We start from the raw sequence: 16,643 nt of genomic DNA on the forward strand, positions 1-16,643 counted from the left end.
CTGGTTTTATTGGGTTTGATTTCTCTTCTCTTCAGGAGCACCGATGAGCAAAGCCTTTCGATTGCAGTCAAAATTTCAGCCAGCTGGCGACCAGCCGGCCGCCATCAAGGGGCTGATCAGTGGCCTGGAATCAGGGCTTGCCCATCAAACCCTGCTGGGGGTCACTGGGTCGGGCAAAACCTTCACTATGGCCAACGTGGTGGAGCAGCAGCAGCGTCCCACCATTGTGATGGCGCCAAACAAAACATTAGCGGCCCAGCTGTACGGCGAATTCAAAGCGTTTTTCCCGGATAACGCCGTAGAGTACTTCGTTTCCTACTACGACTACTATCAACCAGAAGCCTATGTACCTTCTTCAGATACCTTTATCGAGAAGGATGCCTCAATAAACGACCATATTGAGCAGATGCGCCTCTCCGCCACCAAGGCACTGCTGGAGCGCCGCGACGCGTTGATCGTGGTATCGGTGTCGGCGATTTATGGCTTGGGTGATCCTGACCAGTACCTGAAAATGCGTTTGCACTTTACCCGCGGCGAGCTCATTGATCAGCGCGCTTTCCTGCGCCGCTTGGCCGAACTTCAGTACACCCGCAATGATATGGATTTTCGTCGCGGCACCTACCGGGTGCGTGGTGATGTGATCGATATCTTCCCCGCCGACTCTGACGAGGAGGCGGTGCGGGTGGAGCTGTTCGACAGCGAAATCGACACCATTCGCCTGTTTGATCCGCTCACTGGTGCCGTTCACGGTGAAGTGCCGCGGATGACCATCTACCCCAAATCTCACTACGTGACCCCGCGGGAAACGATTTTGGGCGCCATTGATGCGATTAAAGAGGAGCTGAAAGAGCGTCTGGAGTGGATGCGCAAGCATGAACGATTGGTGGAGGCACAGCGCCTTGAGCAGCGCACCCTTTACGATATTGAGATGATGCTGGAGTTGGGTTACTGCAACGGTATCGAAAACTACTCCCGCTACCTCTCTGGGCGGGCCCCCGGAGAGCCGCCGCCGACGTTCTTCGACTATCTGCCCGATGACGCGTTGCTGTTTATCGACGAGTCTCACGTCAGCGTGCCCCAGGTAGGCGGCATGTATAAAGGCGATCGCTCGCGTAAAGAGACCCTGGTCGAGTATGGCTTCCGGCTGCCCTCTGCGCTGGATAACCGGCCCATGAAGTTTGAAGAGTGGGAGGCCATTTCTCCGCAAACCATCTTTGTCTCCGCCACCCCCGGTCGCTACGAAGACGAACATGCCAGCCAGACCGTTGAGCAGGTGGTACGTCCCACCGGGCTATTGGATCCCGAAATTGAAGTGCGGCCAGCCAGCACCCAGGTTGATGATCTGCTTTCGGAAATTGGTTTGCGCACCGCCGTTGGCGAGCGGGTGCTGGTAACCACGCTAACCAAACGTATGGCGGAAGACCTGACCGAATATTTTGATGAGCACGGCATTCGGGTTCGCTACTTACACTCGGATATCGACACCGTCGAGCGGGTGGAGATTATTCGTGATCTGCGGCTGGGCAAGTTTGATGTGTTGGTAGGTATCAACCTGCTGCGCGAAGGCCTGGATATTCCCGAGGTGTCGCTGGTGGCGATTCTGGATGCGGACAAAGAGGGCTTTCTGCGTGCGGAGCGCTCGCTGATCCAGACCATTGGCCGCGCGGCCCGTAACGCCCATGGTAAGGCGATTCTCTACGGTGATCGGATTACTGACTCGATGCGCAGGGCGATTGATGAGACCGAGCGACGCCGCGCCAAGCAGACCGCTCATAACGAGAAGCATGGCATTACGCCAACCACCGTGACACGCTCGGTGGCCGATATACTTGAAGCCGCCCAGGCACCAGGTAAGAAGAGCAGTCGTCGACGTGACAACGAGCGTAAAGTGGCGGAGAGCGCTGCCGAGTACGATGTCACCACCATGAGCAAGCAAGATCTGCTGGGGGCCATTAGCAAACTCGAAGACGCCATGTTTGAAGCAGCGCAAAACCTGGAGTTTGAAGAGGCGGCGCGGCTTCGCGATCAGCTCCATCAAATGAAAGAAAAACAGCTGGCGCTGGGCTAGCGGTATGCCGGAAGGCCCAGAAATCCGCCGCGCGGCAGATCGCATTGAGCAGCAGATAGGCGGACGGATGATCGACGATGCCTGGTTCGCCTTTCCTGAGCTTGCCGAGCAGGCGGCGTCATTGATCGGTACGCGGGTTTCCCGGGTAGATACCAGAGGCAAAGCGATGCTAATCCGGTTCTCCGATCAGCGCGTGCTTTACTCCCACAATCAGCTCTATGGGATTTGGAAGCTGCACAGCGAGGATAACCCACCACACACCAAGCGAGCGCTGCGGGTTCGATTGAGTGCAGAAGGGCGCTGCGCAAGTCTCTATAGTGCCTCCGATATTTCCCTCTGGCACGCAGAAAATCTCACTCAGCACCCTTTCTTAGCCCGCCTGGGCCCGGATCTGTTGAGCCAGGAAATGGCGCCATCCGATGTGCAGCAGCGGCTCAATTTAAAGCAGTTTCATAAACGCAGCCTGGGCGCACTGCTGCTCGATCAGGGGTTGGTGGCAGGGTTGGGTAATTATTTGCGCTCTGAAATCCTGTTTTATGCCCAGCTGCCACCGAATGTCCGCCCGGTGGATTTAAGTCCCGAACAGCATAAAACGCTGGCTGATTGCATCATTAGCGTTACCCGACAAGCCTACCAAACCGCTGGCGTTACCAATCGGGAGGCCTGGATTGCCCAGGCCAAAGCAGCGGGTGAACCACGCAGACAGTGGCGCTTTGCCGTTTTCGAGCGGGCAGGTCTGGAGTGCCATCGTTGCGGATCCGTGATCGAGCGCAAAATGGTCGGGTCGCGACGGCTCTATCTATGCCCAAACTGCCAATCAGCGTGAGTAGCTTTTTATACCGTTATCTTGTCTAAAAGTATGGGCTACATCAAGCCTTTTTGAACTAGTCAGTCATCCCGTTGAGGAGTGCTGCCGGAGGAGGATCAATACGGTATACTGGCGTTACGCTAAGACGGCACCTCCGCCGGTGCGGAAGAGAGCCGCTGACTAGACGATAACCTAGGAGCTATTACTCCATGACCGTGATTCGCCAGGACGACGTTATTCAAAGCGTTGCCGATGCTCTGCAGTACATCTCTTACTACCATCCAAAAGATTTTATTGACGCCATGGCCGCCGCCTACGAGCGCGAAGAGAACCCCGCCGCCAAAGATGCCATCGCTCAGATTTTGATCAACTCCCGTATGTGCGCCACCGGGCACCGCCCGATTTGCCAGGATACCGGTATCGTTACCGTGTTCGTTCACGTGGGCATGAACGTTACCTGGGAAGCGGACATGAGCCTGGACGACATGATCAATGAAGGTGTTCGTCGCGCTTACCTGCTGCCCGATAACATTCTGCGTGCGTCGGTGCTGGCGGATCCTGACGGCAAGCGAGCCAACACCAAAGACAACACCCCAGCGATTATTCACCATTCAATCGTGCCCGGTGATCGTGTCGATATTCACGTGGCTGCGAAGGGCGGCGGTAGCGAGGCAAAATCCAAGTTTGCCATGCTCAACCCCTCTGACAGCGTGGTTGATTGGGTGATGGAGCAGTTGCCGAAGATGGGCGCTGGCTGGTGTCCCCCCGGTATGCTGGGGATCGGTATTGGCGGTACCGCTGAAAAGGCCATGCTAATTGCCAAAGAGGCGTTACTCGATCCCATCGATATTCAGGATCTACAGGCTCGCGGGCCAAGCAACCGTGCCGAAGAGCTACGCTTAGAGCTGTTTGATAAGGTCAACAAGAGCGGTATCGGTGCCCAGGGGTTAGGCGGCTTAACCACTGTGCTGGATATTAAAGTCAAAGACTATCCAACCCATGCGGCCAACAAGCCCGTAGCAATTATTCCCAACTGTGCGGCAACCCGCCATGCTCATTTCACGCTGGATGGCTCTGGCCCCGCGGTACTTGAACCGCCCAAGCTTGAGGATTGGCCGGAAATTACCCGCGAGGCGGGTGAGAACGTCAAACGCGTTAACCTTGATACCGTAACACCTGCTGAAGTCAAAACCTGGCAGCCTGGCGATACGCTGCTGTTGAACGGTAAATTGCTCACAGGCCGCGATGCTGCCCATAAGCGCATGGTAGACATGCTGGCCAAAGGCGAGCCGCTGCCCGTGGATATGAAAGGTCGCTTTATCTACTACGTCGGCCCGGTTGATCCCATCGGTGATGAAGTTGTTGGACCTGCTGGCCCAACCACCGCCACGCGGATGGATAAATTTACCCGCACGATGCTGGAAGAGACTGGCCTGTTAGGTATGGTCGGCAAGGCAGAGCGTGGCCAAGCCGCTATCGATGCTATCCGTGACAATGAGGCGGTCTACTTAATGGCGGTAGGCGGCTCGGCTTACCTGGTCGCCCAAGCGATTAAAAAATCGCGAGTAGTGGGCTTCGAAGATTTAGGCATGGAAGCCATCTACGAATTTGAGGTTGAAGACATGCCGGTGACAGTAGCGGTTGATAGCCTGGGCACCTCGGTGCATCAAACCGGGCCTGCGAAGTGGAAAGAGATTATTGCCCAGACGGCGTAATGGAGTGGTAAGGTTGATTAGGCTTTAAGCGCATAAGGGCCTCGCTGACGGCGAGGCCTTGTTCTTTATGAGGGCTTTATAAGGACGCTGCTATGACCTCCTGGTTGCTAGGGACTGGCATCTTATTGATACACGTGATGGGCATCGTTTCGGCCATTATGGCGCTGATGTCCAGCCGTACCTCTCAGGGGGCTGTGGCGTGGATCATATCGCTGCTGACGTTCCCCTATATTGCGCTGCCCGCTTACTGGTTTTTCGGGCGGCCGCGATTCTATGGCTATGTATCCGCCCGTGGCCAGCGGGACACCGTGCTACGGCGGGTGTTGGTACGCTACCGGGAAAATGTGCAGCCCTACGTTGCGTCCTCTCCAAATGCGGATATTCAGGCGGTTGAGCAGCTCGCCATGATGCCGCTTACCCATGGCAACCAGGCGACACTGCTGATTGACGGGCCTGCAACCTTTGAAAGCCTGTTTGATGGCATTGAGCACGCTGAACAGTATGTTTTGGTACAGTTTTTTATTGTCCGCAACGATACGCTTGGCCAACGCCTGAAACAGCATTTGCAGCGCGCTGCTCAGCGCGGTGTACGGGTCTATTTTCTCTACGATGAGGTGGGTAGCCGTAAACTGGCGGATAGCTACCTCAATGATTTGATCAGCGATGGAGTGGCCGTGAGTGCCTTTCGCTCATCGCGAGGCCTTAAACACCGTTTTCAGCTTAACTTCCGCAACCATCGCAAAGTAACCGTCATCGATGGCAAAGAGGGTTGGGTAGGGGGCTTCAATGTTGGAGTCGAGTATCTGGGGGAGAACCCACGCCATGGAGCATGGCGGGATACCCACCTCAAGCTTGAAGGGCCTAGCGTGCTGGGTTTGCAGGAAGCCTTTTGGGAGGATTGGCACTGGGCCACTGATGAAGTGATTAGCTTGAACTGGATAGCAAATACCGTTGCTGCCACGATTGATCATCACGTGGTGATTGTGCCCTCGGGGCCCGCTGATCGCCAGGACACAGCCAGCCTGCTTGTTCAACAGGTAATCCATAGCGCAAAGCAGCGGCTGTGGGTAACCAGCCCCTATTTTGTTCCCGACCAGGGAGTTCAGGACGCGCTGCGCCTTGCGGCAATGCGCGGTGTCGACGTGCGGGTAATGATTCCAGAGCGACCAGACCACTTGTTAGTTTTCCTCTCGGCGTTCTCATTCCTACCCGATATGTTGAGAGCAGGTGTAAAAATATACCGTTATCTTCCTGGGTTTTTACATCAAAAAGTCATGCTCGTAGATAGCCATGCAGCCACGGTGGGCACCGTCAATTTGGATAACCGCTCTTTTAGGTTAAATTTTGAGATTACTGCCTTTATTCCTAGCCGTGATTTTGCGGCCAGCGTTGAGGTAATGCTGGAGAAAGACTTTGCCCACTGCAGGCGTGTCACCATCGATGAAATCAATCAGCGTCCGGTGTGGATGAAAGTCGTCTCGCGTGCGGCCTATTTAATGGCCCCGGTTCAATAGATACGTCAGCCTAGAAGGAAAACAAATATGCGTGAAAGTAGAGTGAGACAAGGAGTCATGGGGTGAATCTCGAAACAAAATGGCTGGAAGATTTTGTCGCGCTGGCCAACACGCGTAGCTTCTCTGCGTCAGCACGCCAGCGACATGTAACCCAACCAGCCTTCAGTCGCCGTATCCGGGCATTGGAGCAGGCCGTTGATGTCACCCTGGTGGATCGCTCGACTACCCCCGTTGGGTTAACGCCAGAAGGGCAGCTTTTTTTGGTCACTGCCCGCAATCTGGTCGAACAGTTAAACGAGTCGCTTAGTCATTTACGGGGACTTTCCATCGCCAATGAGGCGCTGGATATTGTTGCCGCGCACTCGCTGGCACTGAGTTTTTATCCGCCTTGGATTTCCCGCCTGCAGCAGGGCTTGGGTGAGTTGCCGACCCGCTTGGTCGCCATGAATGTGGGCGAAGCGATTCATGTGCTGCGGGAGGGGAATTGCGATTTGATGCTGGCATATTACGACCCCTTTGCAACGATGCAGCTGGATGCCGAGGTGTTTCCCTCTTTTTCGATTGGTAAGGTCAATATGCTGCCCGTTTCGTTGCCAGACGAGCATGGGAAAGCTAAGTTTTCACTCCAGCACGACACCTCCATTCCCTATCTCTCCTATACACAGGGAGCTTTCTTGGGCCGCAGTGTGCGCATGCTGCTGAAGAATGATCCATTACGTATGAAGCTGCGTACGGTCTATGAAACGGCCATGGCCGAAGGCCTAAAGGGGATGGTATTACAGGGCGTTGGCGTGGCGTGGATACCTGATTTCTGTATTCGCGAGGAGCTAAAAAGCGGCCGATTGGTGAGGGCCGGTGACCCAAGCTGGGATATTCCCCTGGAAATTCGCTTATACCGCTGCTCCATGGTGCATAAGCCCGGCGTGGAGCGTTTATGGCGGCAGATGATGAAGCTGCCGCGGGATTTCCTTCAGGCCTAATGGGTGAATTGTGAATTGTAGAAATCTATCCACTGCCAAAATCGGCGGGAAGCCCCAGGAAGTTCTGAATAATAAAAAAGTGATCTTCGAACAGGCTGTCGGGTTCAAGGTCGGCAAGCGCTACCCAGCGCGCATGATCGCCGCCTTTGACAGGTTTTAGGCGTGGTAACTGCTGATCAGGGCGTAGCGCAAAGTAGAAAGCTTCCGCCAGGGTACGTCCGCGCCAACTGCGATGGGGTTCATCAAATAGCCGCTGGCCGCGCAGTGAGCCTTTGAGCACGGGCTCAGGAACCTTTAAACGTATACGCTCGCGAAGTTCACGCAAGCAAGCATCTAGCAACCGTTCGTGGGGGTTAATAAATCCCCCCGGCAGGGCATAAAGGCCTTTGCCCGGTGCCGCCGTGCGTCTTACCAACAGCACATGGCCCGACTGTACGACCACCGCATTGACCGTGACAAAAATAGGCGGGTAGGGCGCGTGGGCCCAGGCTTGGCGATACTGATCCAGTAACTGTTGCTCTTCCAACAGTTGCTGATAGGCACGCCCATGACAAAAGTGCTTCACACTCTCCACCACGCCCGGCGGTAAATCGTGGTAAGCGCCAGTGCTCAGGTAATCATCCGTCGAACTGGGGGAGCGAAACAGGCGCTCGCGGATCTGACTGGCTGAAATACCCTCCACCGACGGCACGCTGACTGACTCCCACTGGGGAAATAGTGAAAGGTAGTAGCTGGATTGGCCGCGGCTGGCTCCGATCAAGCCAATACGGGGAAGGCGGGCATTGGCAGGCGTAGCCAGGTCGCGCACCTTGCGCTGCACGTCTCGCACCCAAACGTCGTCATTATAGAGAGCATCGAGTAACGGGGTAATTTCCAGACGTTGATTATCCGCGTCATCAAACCCTGCCCGCAGCATGGCTTGACGCTCATCGAATCGCCAGGGATTACGCAGTGAGCGGGCCTGCCAAGAGGAACCAACCAGCACGATGACCTGCCTCGCACGCTTAAGCGCTTCCCTAATAACGGCCAGATGCCCCAGGTGCGGTGGCTGAAAACGACCAATAAACACCAAACAGTCGAAGTCGCAGGCAGTCGCGGGGTGCGGAGTGTCAGTGGCCATCCAAGCTTCCTTTTTCGTTTGGTGAACTCAGAGATGCAACCTACCAGAAAACTGCGCTAAACGCTGTGGTTAGGTATGCTAGAAAAGTAGGATATTGATAACGTTTAGAAAACGCCCCATACCTAGCAACGGCAACCAGCACACAGGGAGTGAATATGATTAAACGCGCCGCTATCTTCTGGTGGAAAGTAGTGCAAGACGCCACGTCACTATGGTTGGAGCGAAATGCTTTTAGCTACGCGGGATCACTAGCGTTTTATACGCTTTTCTCCTTGGCTCCCACTATTATTATCGCTGTCACTGTTATTGGTGTTGTGATGGGAGAAGAGGCGGCTCAGGGGCAAATCGTAGCGCAACTGCAAGGTACCTTAGGGATTGACGCCGCTATCGCTATTCAAGACGCTGTCGCTCAGTCGAGGATTGAGGAGTCGGGTATCCTACCAACCCTATTGGGCGTAGGTGCCCTGTTAATTGGTGCAACAACCGTTTTTGCCCAGATGCAGTTTTCTCTCAATACCATTTGGGGCATAACGGCAAAGCCGACCTCTAACAGTGTGTTGGTGTTTATTAAAAATCGGTTGCTATCGTTAACGGTGGTTCTCTCCATCGGTTTTATACTGCTGGTGTCGCTGGTATTGGGTGTCGTATTGCGCGGTATGCTTCAGGCCGCCGATAATCTGGTGCCTTATGCCAGCTTATTAACAACATCGATTGAATCGCTGGTTTCGCTGGGGGTTGTCACCTTGCTATTTGCCACCATTTTTAAAGTACTACCCGATGTTGTGTTGCGCTGGCAGGATGTATTGATTGGTGCTGTGGTGACGGCCGTGCTGTTTACCATTGGACGCAGTGTGATTGCCATTTACCTGGCATATACGGCAACAGCATCCACCTATGGCGCCGCCGGGTCGGTGGTTATGATTCTGCTATGGGTCTACTACAGTTCATTAATACTGTTGTTTGGGGCGGCGTTCACCCGCTCACTGCTACTGCGTCGTGGCCGCCCGTTGATACCGCGCAATAGTGCCGTCATTGTCAAACGCGAGTTTGTTTAACACTACACTTACAAGCGAAAAGTAGGGAGGTGTATATGAGCGATTGCTGCGTACGTGCTCTTGTCACTGGCAAGGTGCAGGGTGTCTGGTACCGCCGTGCGACCCAAGAGAAAGCGCTTCAACATAGCCTCACCGGATACGCCAAAAATTTGCCCGATGGCCGAGTTGAGGTATTGATGTGCGGTCACTCCGACGCAGTCAAGCAGCTGAGTGAATGGCTATGGCAAGGCTCGGAAGGTGCACAGGTAACCCATGTGGAGCTCGAGGTGCTGGAGAGTTGCCGCGCCCCGAGCCACTTTGCTACCCAGTAAAGCTTGCTAGGAACCGCTGGTTAGAGTCGACCAGCATTCTAATTAGCGCCTTTCCATTCAAGGATATTGTTAGCCGTTAGGCTAACAATATTCTGTCGTGCTTCCGGCGTGATCCAGGCATTGTGAGGCGTCACAATCAAGTTAAGCGGCTCGCTGAGTGCATCCAGCAGTGGGTGGCCGTCTTTGGGCGGCTCGGCGGGCAAAACATCAACGCCCAATCCCCCCAACTTGCCACTGCGCAACGCCGCTAACGCGGCCACTTCATCGATAACCCCGCCACGGGCGCAGTTGATCAATAGCAGCGAGGTTTTGGCGCGCGCTAAGCGCTCTCGGTTGATCAAGTGCTTAGTGGCCTCGCTCAACGGGCAGTGCAGGCTGATAACATCAGCCTCCGGTAGCAGCTCATCCAGAGCAGGGCGCTTATCATTCGCCTCATTGCCGGGGCGTGCGGCAAAGGTAACGTGCATGCCAAAGGCCTCGGCCAAGCGGGCGACTTCAGAGCCCAGCTCACCTTGGCCGACCATCACTAGCTGTTTGCCGGAGAGCTGTAGCGTCGGGTAGTCCTGCAAGCAGAAGAAGGCGCTGCGCTGCCACTCGCCTGCGGCGACGTCACGTTGATAGAGAGGAAGTCGATTGGCTAATGCGAGCATTAGCATCAAGGTGTGTTGAGAAACGCTGGCTGTGCCATAAGCGGCAACGTTCTTAACCTCAATGTTTTGCTCTTTAGCGGCCTCAAGATCGATATTATTAAGGCCTGTCGCCAATACACATATGAGTTGCAGTTTAGGCAGTTGCTGGAGTGTCTCAGCGTCCAGTACTACCTTGTTGACGATCGCGATATCTGCGTTGGCAAGTCGTTCCCGTGCTTGTTGAGTCGTGCTTTGCTCAAACACTTCAAGGTTCGAAACCGTCTCTTTAATGGCGGTCAAGTTGATCTCAGGGCCTAGGCTTTCCGCATCCAGTATCACCGCATTGGGCATTTTCTTCTCTCCATTAACTGCAGGGGGTTGTATAACCTTGCTCGTCAGGGGGCACAAAAGGGTATAATGGCGACGCTTTATCAACCGCAGCCTTGGAATTTATCCCGACTGGCCACATATTGCAGACTGGCAGCGTTTGTGTTCGCTACTGTTCTTTCTTTTCAGAACTGGGCCTGGTAGAGCTGAGTCATTCAGCGCTGGGTCTGGTAAAACTGAGTCATTAGAACTGAGTATTTCAGCACTGAGCTTGTCAGGGTTAAGCTTATTAGGAGTCTTTAAGATGCCCATCTATGAATATGAGTGCAAGGCCTGCGGCCATCGCATGGAGAAATTGCAGAAAATTAGCGCTGATCCTCTCAAGGATTGCCCCGCATGCCAAAGCGATGGCTTGGAAAGGCTAGTCTCGGCAGCGGGTTTCCGCTTGGCCGGCGGCGGTTGGTACGAAACCGATTTCAAAACGGGTAGCAAAAAGAACCTGGTCGCTGATGGCAAAACTGCCTCTGCAGATGCCGGTAAATCAAGTGATTCCAGCGCTACCGCTAAGAGCGCTACTCCCAAAGACAAGGGCGCCGCGGCATAGCCGCGGTAGTCAGGGTCGGGACGCCCGCGACACACTCATTGCCACGAAACAGAACAGGATTTGACATGCGCAGCCATTATTGCGGCCAGCTAAACGAAACTTTGGTGGATCAAACGGTTACGGTATGCGGATGGGTTCATCGCCGCCGTGATCACGGTGGGGTAATTTTCCTTGATATGCGCGATCGCGACGGCATCGCGCAGTTTGTGGTCGACCCTGATACCGCCGAGGCGTTCGCGAATGCCGACCGTGCCCGCAGTGAATTTGTCCTGCGTATCACCGGTCGCGTTCGGCTGCGTCCAGAGGGCACCCAAAATCCCAATATGCCAACGGGCATGATTGAGGTATTGGCAAAAGAGGTTGAAGTGCTCAATACCGCCGTTACTCCGCCATTCCAGTTGGATGAGCATGGTAAAGTCGGCGAAGAAGTGCGCTTAAAGCATCGCTATATCGACCTGCGTCGCCCGGATATGATCGAGAAGCTGCGTTTGCGCTCGCGTATTTCGCACACTGTACGAGCGTATCTCGAAAACCAGGGCTTCCTGGATATCGAAACGCCTGTACTTACCCGTGCTACGCCTGAAGGTGCCCGCGATTATCTGGTGCCTAGCCGTACCCACGCGGGGAGTTTCTTCGCGTTGCCCCAGTCGCCTCAGCTATTTAAACAGCTGTTGATGGTGGCGGGGTTTGATCGCTACTACCAAATTGCCAAGTGCTTCCGCGATGAAGACCTACGCGCCGACCGTCAGCCTGAGTTCACTCAGATTGATATCGAGGCGTCGTTTGTGGAAGAGAGCGACATCATGGGTATTACCGAAGCCATGATTCGTCAACTGTTCCAGGAAGTGCTTAAAGTAGAATTGCCGGAATTTCCGCGCATGACCTGGCAGGAAGCGATGGATCGTTTCGGTTCCGATAAGCCGGATTTGCGTATCCCGCTGGAACTGACCGACGTGGACGACCTGATGCAACAAGTCGACTTCAAGGTCTTCTCTGGTCCTGCCAGCGCTGATGATGGTCGCGTCGCAGCGCTGAAAGTGCCCGGCGGTGCCAAGTTGTCGCGTAAAGAGATCGACGAGTACACCAAGTTTGTCGGCATCTACGGTGCCAAAGGCTTGGCGTGGATCAAGGTCAACGAGCGTGCTAAAGGGCTTGAGGGTCTGCAATCGCCGATCGTTAAGTTTATGGAAAACATCGTTGAAGAGCTGCTCGACCGCGTGGGTGCAGAAGATGGTGACATTATCTTCTTCGGCGCCGATAAAGCACGTATCGTCAACGAAGCCATTGGCGCGCTGCGCGTTAAGCTAGGCGCCGACCTGGAGCTCTACACCCAGGAGTGGGCGCCGCTATGGGTGGTCGACTTCCCGATGTTTGAAGCCGACGACAATGGTCGCCTAAGCCCGCTTCACCACCCCTTCACCGCACCCTCCTGCACACCGGAAGAGCTGAAGGCAGACCCGGCAAGTGCGCTTTCGCGTGCTTATGATATGGTGCTCAACGGTACCGAATTAGGCGGTGGTTCTATTCGTATTCACGACCAAACCATGCAGAGCACGGTGTTTGAGATCCTGGGCATCGGTGAAGAAGAGGCCCAAGAGAAGTTTGGCTTCCTGCTTGACGCGCTGCAGTACGGCGCGCCACCCCATGGTGGCTTGGCCTTTGGCCTGGATCGTCTGGTCATGCTGATGGTCGGTGCTAAAACGATTCGTGAAGTGATCGCCTTCCCGAAAACCCAAAGCGCTGCCTGTTTGATGACTAACGCACCGGGCGAAGTCAGCCCCGAGCAGTTGAAAGATTTGAACATCCGTCTTCGTCAGAAAGTCAAAGCGGAAACAGCCGCCGAATAAGACGGTTGATTCGCTGCCTAACACCGACGCCACGGCGTCGGTGTTTTTGTATAAAACGCTGACATGAGCATTGAGGCTATGGATCCAACACCGTCGGCCCTGCCAATCCGCATACTGGGCATTGATCCCGGCTCTCGGGTGACTGGCTATGGGGTGATCGATGTGGTCGGGGTTAAACCTTGCTATGTGGCAAGTGGCTGTATTCGCACTGCAGAAGGGGCCTTAGAGCAGCGCTTAGCGCAAATCTACGCCGGTCTAAGCGAAGTCGTCGGTTTACATCGTCCCTCTCAAGTCGCCATTGAGCGGGTATTTATGGCCAAGAATCCCGATTCTGCGCTCAAACTGGGGCAGGCGAGGGGAGTCGCACTGGTGTGTATGGCTAACCATGGTTTGAGCCTCGCCGAGTACGCTGCGCGGCAGATAAAGCAGGCGGTAACTGGCCAGGGCGGCGCGGATAAAGAGCAGGTGCAGCATATGGTGACCGCTATTCTGCAGCTCTCTGCCACTCCCCAAGCTGACGCCGCCGACGCGTTAGCCATTGCGTTAACCCATGCTTATAACGGTGCTGTGTTTAGCAGCCATGGCTTGCCCGCCGCGCCATCTCGGGGCCGCCGCCGCTCAACCGGACGCTGGCGGCTTTAATTCCCCCTGTACCGGTGGCTGAACTACTGGTCACCTGTACAGAGTCGCTTTATAGTAACCCTCTGTTTTTGACTCTACTGTTTTTCACTTTTTTCACCCCGGTGCGAGCAAATTTATGATTGGACGTCTGAGTGGCCAGCTAGTGGCAAAGCAACCTCCCTGGATTATGATCGATGTTCACGGTGTAGGTTATGAGCTGGAAACCTCAATGAATACGCTGGTCGCGCTTCCTGCGCTGAACGAGAGCGTTTCGTTATTCACTCATCTAACCATTCGTGATGATGCCCACCTACTGTATGGGTTTGGCCGGGAGCACGAGCGTGCGCTGTTTCGTGCCTTGATCAAGGTCAATGGTGTCGGGCCCAAGCTAGCACTCGCCATACTGTCGGGTATGGATGAAGATGCCTTTATGCGTTGCGTGCGCGATGACGACAGCAAAGCGCTGACAACGCTGCCAGGGGTGGGTAAGAAAACCGCTGAGCGGCTGATAATTGAAATGCGTGACCGTTTCCCCGAGTGGGAAGATGGCAGCAACGCGCTACTTCCCCTCGAATCAACCAATGGTCGTGCCTCTGCCCGCAATAATCTTGCCGATGCGGAAGCTGCGTTAGTCAGCTTGGGGTATAAACTGACTGAGGCGTCGAAAATGCTCGCCGATATCGATCCCAATCAGTCTACCGAAGCGCTGATTAAAGCCGCGCTCACCCAGCGCATGAGTGGCTAAGCCGAGCGGAATAAATAAGAAATTACGGGTAGCGGATAGACCTTTGTGAATAGTCCTTTTTGAACCGCCATAAAGAAGAGCATCTATGTTAGAACACGATCGGCTGATCGCCGCTGAGCCTGAACAGGGGGAGGGGCGCATTGACTACGCTATTCGCCCCAAGCGGCTGGATGATTATATTGGCCAGCCGCGCGTGCGTGAACAACTGGAAATCTTTATCGGCGCCGCCCGGCTGCGTGAAGAGAGCCTGGATCACACTCTGGTATTTGGCCCCCCAGGGCTAGGTAAAACGACCCTTGCGCATATTATTGCCACCGAGATGGGCGTCGGGATGAAGTCGACTTCCGGCCCTGTGCTTGAACGTGCCGGCGATTTAGCCGCCATGCTGACCAACTTAGAGCCTGGCGATGTACTTTTTATCGATGAAATTCATCGCCTCTCGCCGGTGGTAGAGGAAGTGCTCTATCCGGCGATGGAGGATTTCCAGCTCGATATCATGATAGGGGAAGGGCCAGCGGCGCGCTCGATCAAGCTGGATCTCCCACGCTTTACGCTGGTAGGGGCCACGACCCGGGCAGGGCTATTGACCTCCCCATTGCGTGATCGGTTTGGTATCGTTCAACGGCTGGAGTTTTATAATCTTGAAGAGCTGACGGAAATCGTCTCGCGTTCGGCGCGCCTATTAGGCGTTGAAACCAGCCATGATGGTGCCATTGAAGTCGCCAGGCGCTCAAGGGGCACGCCGCGAATTGCCAATCGATTGCTGCGCCGGGTGCGGGATTACGCCGAAATGAAAGGTAACGGCATGGTCGATGTCGCCATGGCCGATGCGGCGCTCAATATGCTCAACGTGGATCACCACGGCTTGGATCATATGGATCGGCGGCTACTGTTGGCCATGATCGATAAGTTTGACGGTGGGCCAGTGGGCATTGACTCACTTGCCGCTGCCATTAGTGAGGAGCGTGACACCATCGAAGATGTCATTGAACCCTATCTTATTCAACAGGGCTTAATGATGCGCACCCCCCGGGGCCGGGTAGTGACCCGCCAGGCGTGGCTGCACTTTGAGCGAGTGCCCCACGAGCAAGCAACCGATATGGAAGGAGAGCGCCGTCCGTGAGTGGCAACAGCCTAAGCGAAAGCTATCGCCTGCCGCTGCGCGTTTATATGGAAGATACTGACGCAGGCGGTATTGTCTACTACGTTAACTACTTGAAGTTTATGGAGCGTGCCCGCAGCGAATGGCTTCGCCAGTTAGGCCTTAATCAGCAAACGTTGCTAGACGAAGGTACACAGCTAGTGGTATACCGCTTGGCCTGCCACTACGCGAAACCGGCCTCGCTAGACGACGCGTTGGAAATTAGTGCCCGCGTGACTGATGTTGGGCGCTGTCGGATGACGTTTGAACAGCAAGTTTGGCGTGGAGAGGAACTCCTTTGCTCTGCCACAGTCGAGATAGCTTGCTTGAGCAGCGAGCGTTTACGGCCAAAGCCATGGCCTGCATCGCTTAAAGTTTTGATTCGGGCCTCTTAACCAAGAGGCCACTCACTGCGTCGGCAATCCCGACCCTAATAGATTGATGAGGGCACCTGTGAACGATAACACCATGTCCATTCCCCATTTGATAATGAATGCCAGTACTGTGGTGCAACTGGTAATGCTGCTACTGCTGGTGGGGTCGATCCTCTCGTGGGTAGTGATTTTTCAGCGCAGTATTGCGCTGAGCCGTGCTAAAAAAGAGTACAACCAGTTTGAGGAGTCTTTTTGGTCTGGTGTCGACTTAAACGAGCTCTACCGTGAGATTCCGGCCGATGACCCGCGCCATGGCGCTGAACACATTTTTCAAGCCGGTTTTCGCGAGTTTAACCGTTTGATGCCTAAAACCCGTGATCCGGATACCGTGCTGGAGGGTGTTCAGCGCAGCATGCGGGTCGCGTGGTCACGGGAAGAGGATCGCTTAACTCAACACTTGGTGTTTCTAGCTACGGTAGCCTCAGCCAGCCCCTATATCGGCCTGTTCGGCACTGTGTGGGGGATTATGGGCTCATTCCAGGCGCTATCGCTAACCCAGCAAGCGACCCTTGCCACCGTGGCCCCCTGGATTGCTGAAGCGCTTATTGCCACCGCCATGGGCCTATTTGCGGCGATTCCAGCGGTAATTTTCTATAACCGTCTTTCCAACTCATCTTCTCGCCTGCTGGGCAAATATGAAGACTTTGCTGAAGAATTTCACGCTATCCTGCACCGCAACTTGCAAGGTCGTGACGGCAAACCGAGCGCCAGCTAAGGGAGAGAG

General features: G+C 54.8%; 16 protein-coding genes. 14 read left to right on the forward strand and 2 right to left on the reverse strand.

Going from position 1 to position 16,643, the window contains the following annotated elements:
- The first annotated feature begins 43 nt into the window (after window positions 1-43).
- From uvrB to OM794_RS10785, 5 genes are all read left to right on the forward strand, one after another.
- Window positions 44-2,068 carry an excinuclease ABC subunit UvrB gene (gene uvrB / locus OM794_RS10765; RefSeq protein ID WP_226249926.1) on the forward strand — a complete coding sequence of 675 codons (2,025 nt, stop codon included), beginning with the start codon at window positions 44-46 and terminating at the stop codon, window positions 2,066-2,068.
- Between the two features lie 4 nt (window positions 2,069-2,072).
- A complete protein-coding gene (gene nei / locus OM794_RS10770) occupies window positions 2,073-2,894 on the forward strand; it encodes an endonuclease VIII (protein WP_226249927.1) in 822 nt (273 codons plus the stop codon).
- A gap of 191 nt (window positions 2,895-3,085) precedes the next feature.
- Window positions 3,086-4,591, forward strand: a complete 1,506-nt coding sequence (locus tag OM794_RS10775) for a fumarate hydratase (protein ID WP_088701480.1) — start codon at window positions 3,086-3,088, stop codon at window positions 4,589-4,591.
- Window positions 4,592-4,683: 92 nt separating this feature from the next.
- The gene (gene cls, locus OM794_RS10780; protein ID WP_226249928.1) at window positions 4,684-6,105 is read left to right on the forward strand and encodes a cardiolipin synthase; all 1,422 of its coding nucleotides are present in this window, start codon (window positions 4,684-4,686) and stop codon (window positions 6,103-6,105) included.
- 62 nt (window positions 6,106-6,167) lie between these two features.
- Window positions 6,168-7,085 carry a LysR substrate-binding domain-containing protein gene (locus OM794_RS10785; RefSeq protein WP_009286686.1) on the forward strand — a complete coding sequence of 306 codons (918 nt, stop codon included), beginning with the start codon at window positions 6,168-6,170 and terminating at the stop codon, window positions 7,083-7,085.
- Between the two features lie 25 nt (window positions 7,086-7,110).
- Here OM794_RS10785 and OM794_RS10790 read toward each other — a convergent pair whose 3' ends face one another.
- The gene (locus OM794_RS10790; RefSeq protein WP_211594307.1) at window positions 7,111-8,205 is read right to left on the reverse strand and encodes a bifunctional nicotinamide-nucleotide adenylyltransferase/Nudix hydroxylase; all 1,095 of its coding nucleotides are present in this window, start codon (window positions 8,203-8,205) and stop codon (window positions 7,111-7,113) included.
- A gap of 155 nt (window positions 8,206-8,360) precedes the next feature.
- On the opposite strand from OM794_RS10790, the gene OM794_RS10795 reads away from it, so the two are divergent.
- Complete coding sequence (locus OM794_RS10795; protein WP_211594308.1) at window positions 8,361-9,260, forward strand: YihY/virulence factor BrkB family protein; 900 nt, start codon at window positions 8,361-8,363, stop codon at window positions 9,258-9,260.
- A gap of 35 nt (window positions 9,261-9,295) precedes the next feature.
- Window positions 9,296-9,571 (forward strand): acylphosphatase, encoded by a 276-nt coding sequence (locus OM794_RS10800; protein ID WP_211594309.1) that lies wholly within the window; start codon window positions 9,296-9,298, stop codon window positions 9,569-9,571.
- A 38-nt stretch (window positions 9,572-9,609) separates the two neighbouring features.
- Here the strand turns inward: OM794_RS10800 and OM794_RS10805 are convergent, their stop codons facing one another.
- Window positions 9,610-10,551, reverse strand: a complete 942-nt coding sequence (locus tag OM794_RS10805; RefSeq protein ID WP_226249929.1) for a D-2-hydroxyacid dehydrogenase — start codon at window positions 10,549-10,551, stop codon at window positions 9,610-9,612.
- Window positions 10,552-10,831: 280 nt separating this feature from the next.
- On the opposite strand from OM794_RS10805, the gene OM794_RS10810 reads away from it, so the two are divergent.
- From OM794_RS10810 to tolQ, 7 genes are all read left to right on the forward strand, one after another.
- Entirely contained in the window at window positions 10,832-11,131 is a 300-nt protein-coding gene (locus OM794_RS10810) for an FmdB family zinc ribbon protein (protein WP_088701473.1), read from the forward strand.
- A gap of 65 nt (window positions 11,132-11,196) precedes the next feature.
- Window positions 11,197-12,978, forward strand: a complete 1,782-nt coding sequence (gene aspS / locus OM794_RS10815) for an aspartate--tRNA ligase (protein ID WP_211594311.1) — start codon at window positions 11,197-11,199, stop codon at window positions 12,976-12,978.
- 78 nt (window positions 12,979-13,056) lie between these two features.
- Window positions 13,057-13,620: a crossover junction endodeoxyribonuclease RuvC gene (gene ruvC, locus OM794_RS10820; protein WP_226249930.1), complete on the forward strand. Its 564-nt coding sequence runs from the start codon at window positions 13,057-13,059 to the stop codon at window positions 13,618-13,620.
- Window positions 13,621-13,735: 115 nt separating this feature from the next.
- Window positions 13,736-14,344: a Holliday junction branch migration protein RuvA gene (ruvA, locus tag OM794_RS10825; RefSeq protein ID WP_211594313.1), complete on the forward strand. Its 609-nt coding sequence runs from the start codon at window positions 13,736-13,738 to the stop codon at window positions 14,342-14,344.
- 85 nt (window positions 14,345-14,429) lie between these two features.
- Window positions 14,430-15,467, forward strand: a complete 1,038-nt coding sequence (ruvB, locus tag OM794_RS10830; protein WP_211594314.1) for a Holliday junction branch migration DNA helicase RuvB — start codon at window positions 14,430-14,432, stop codon at window positions 15,465-15,467.
- The gene (gene ybgC, locus OM794_RS10835; RefSeq protein WP_226249931.1) at window positions 15,464-15,880 is read left to right on the forward strand and encodes a tol-pal system-associated acyl-CoA thioesterase; all 417 of its coding nucleotides are present in this window, start codon (window positions 15,464-15,466) and stop codon (window positions 15,878-15,880) included. Before ruvB ends, ybgC begins: the two co-directional genes overlap by 4 nt.
- 58 nt (window positions 15,881-15,938) lie before the next feature.
- Entirely contained in the window at window positions 15,939-16,634 is a 696-nt protein-coding gene (gene tolQ, locus OM794_RS10840; protein WP_211594315.1) for a protein TolQ, read from the forward strand.
- Window positions 16,635-16,643: the final 9 nt, after the last annotated feature.

The sequence above is a fragment of the Halomonas sp. BDJS001 genome, assembly GCF_026104355.1.
GTDB lineage: Bacteria > Pseudomonadota > Gammaproteobacteria > Pseudomonadales > Halomonadaceae > Vreelandella.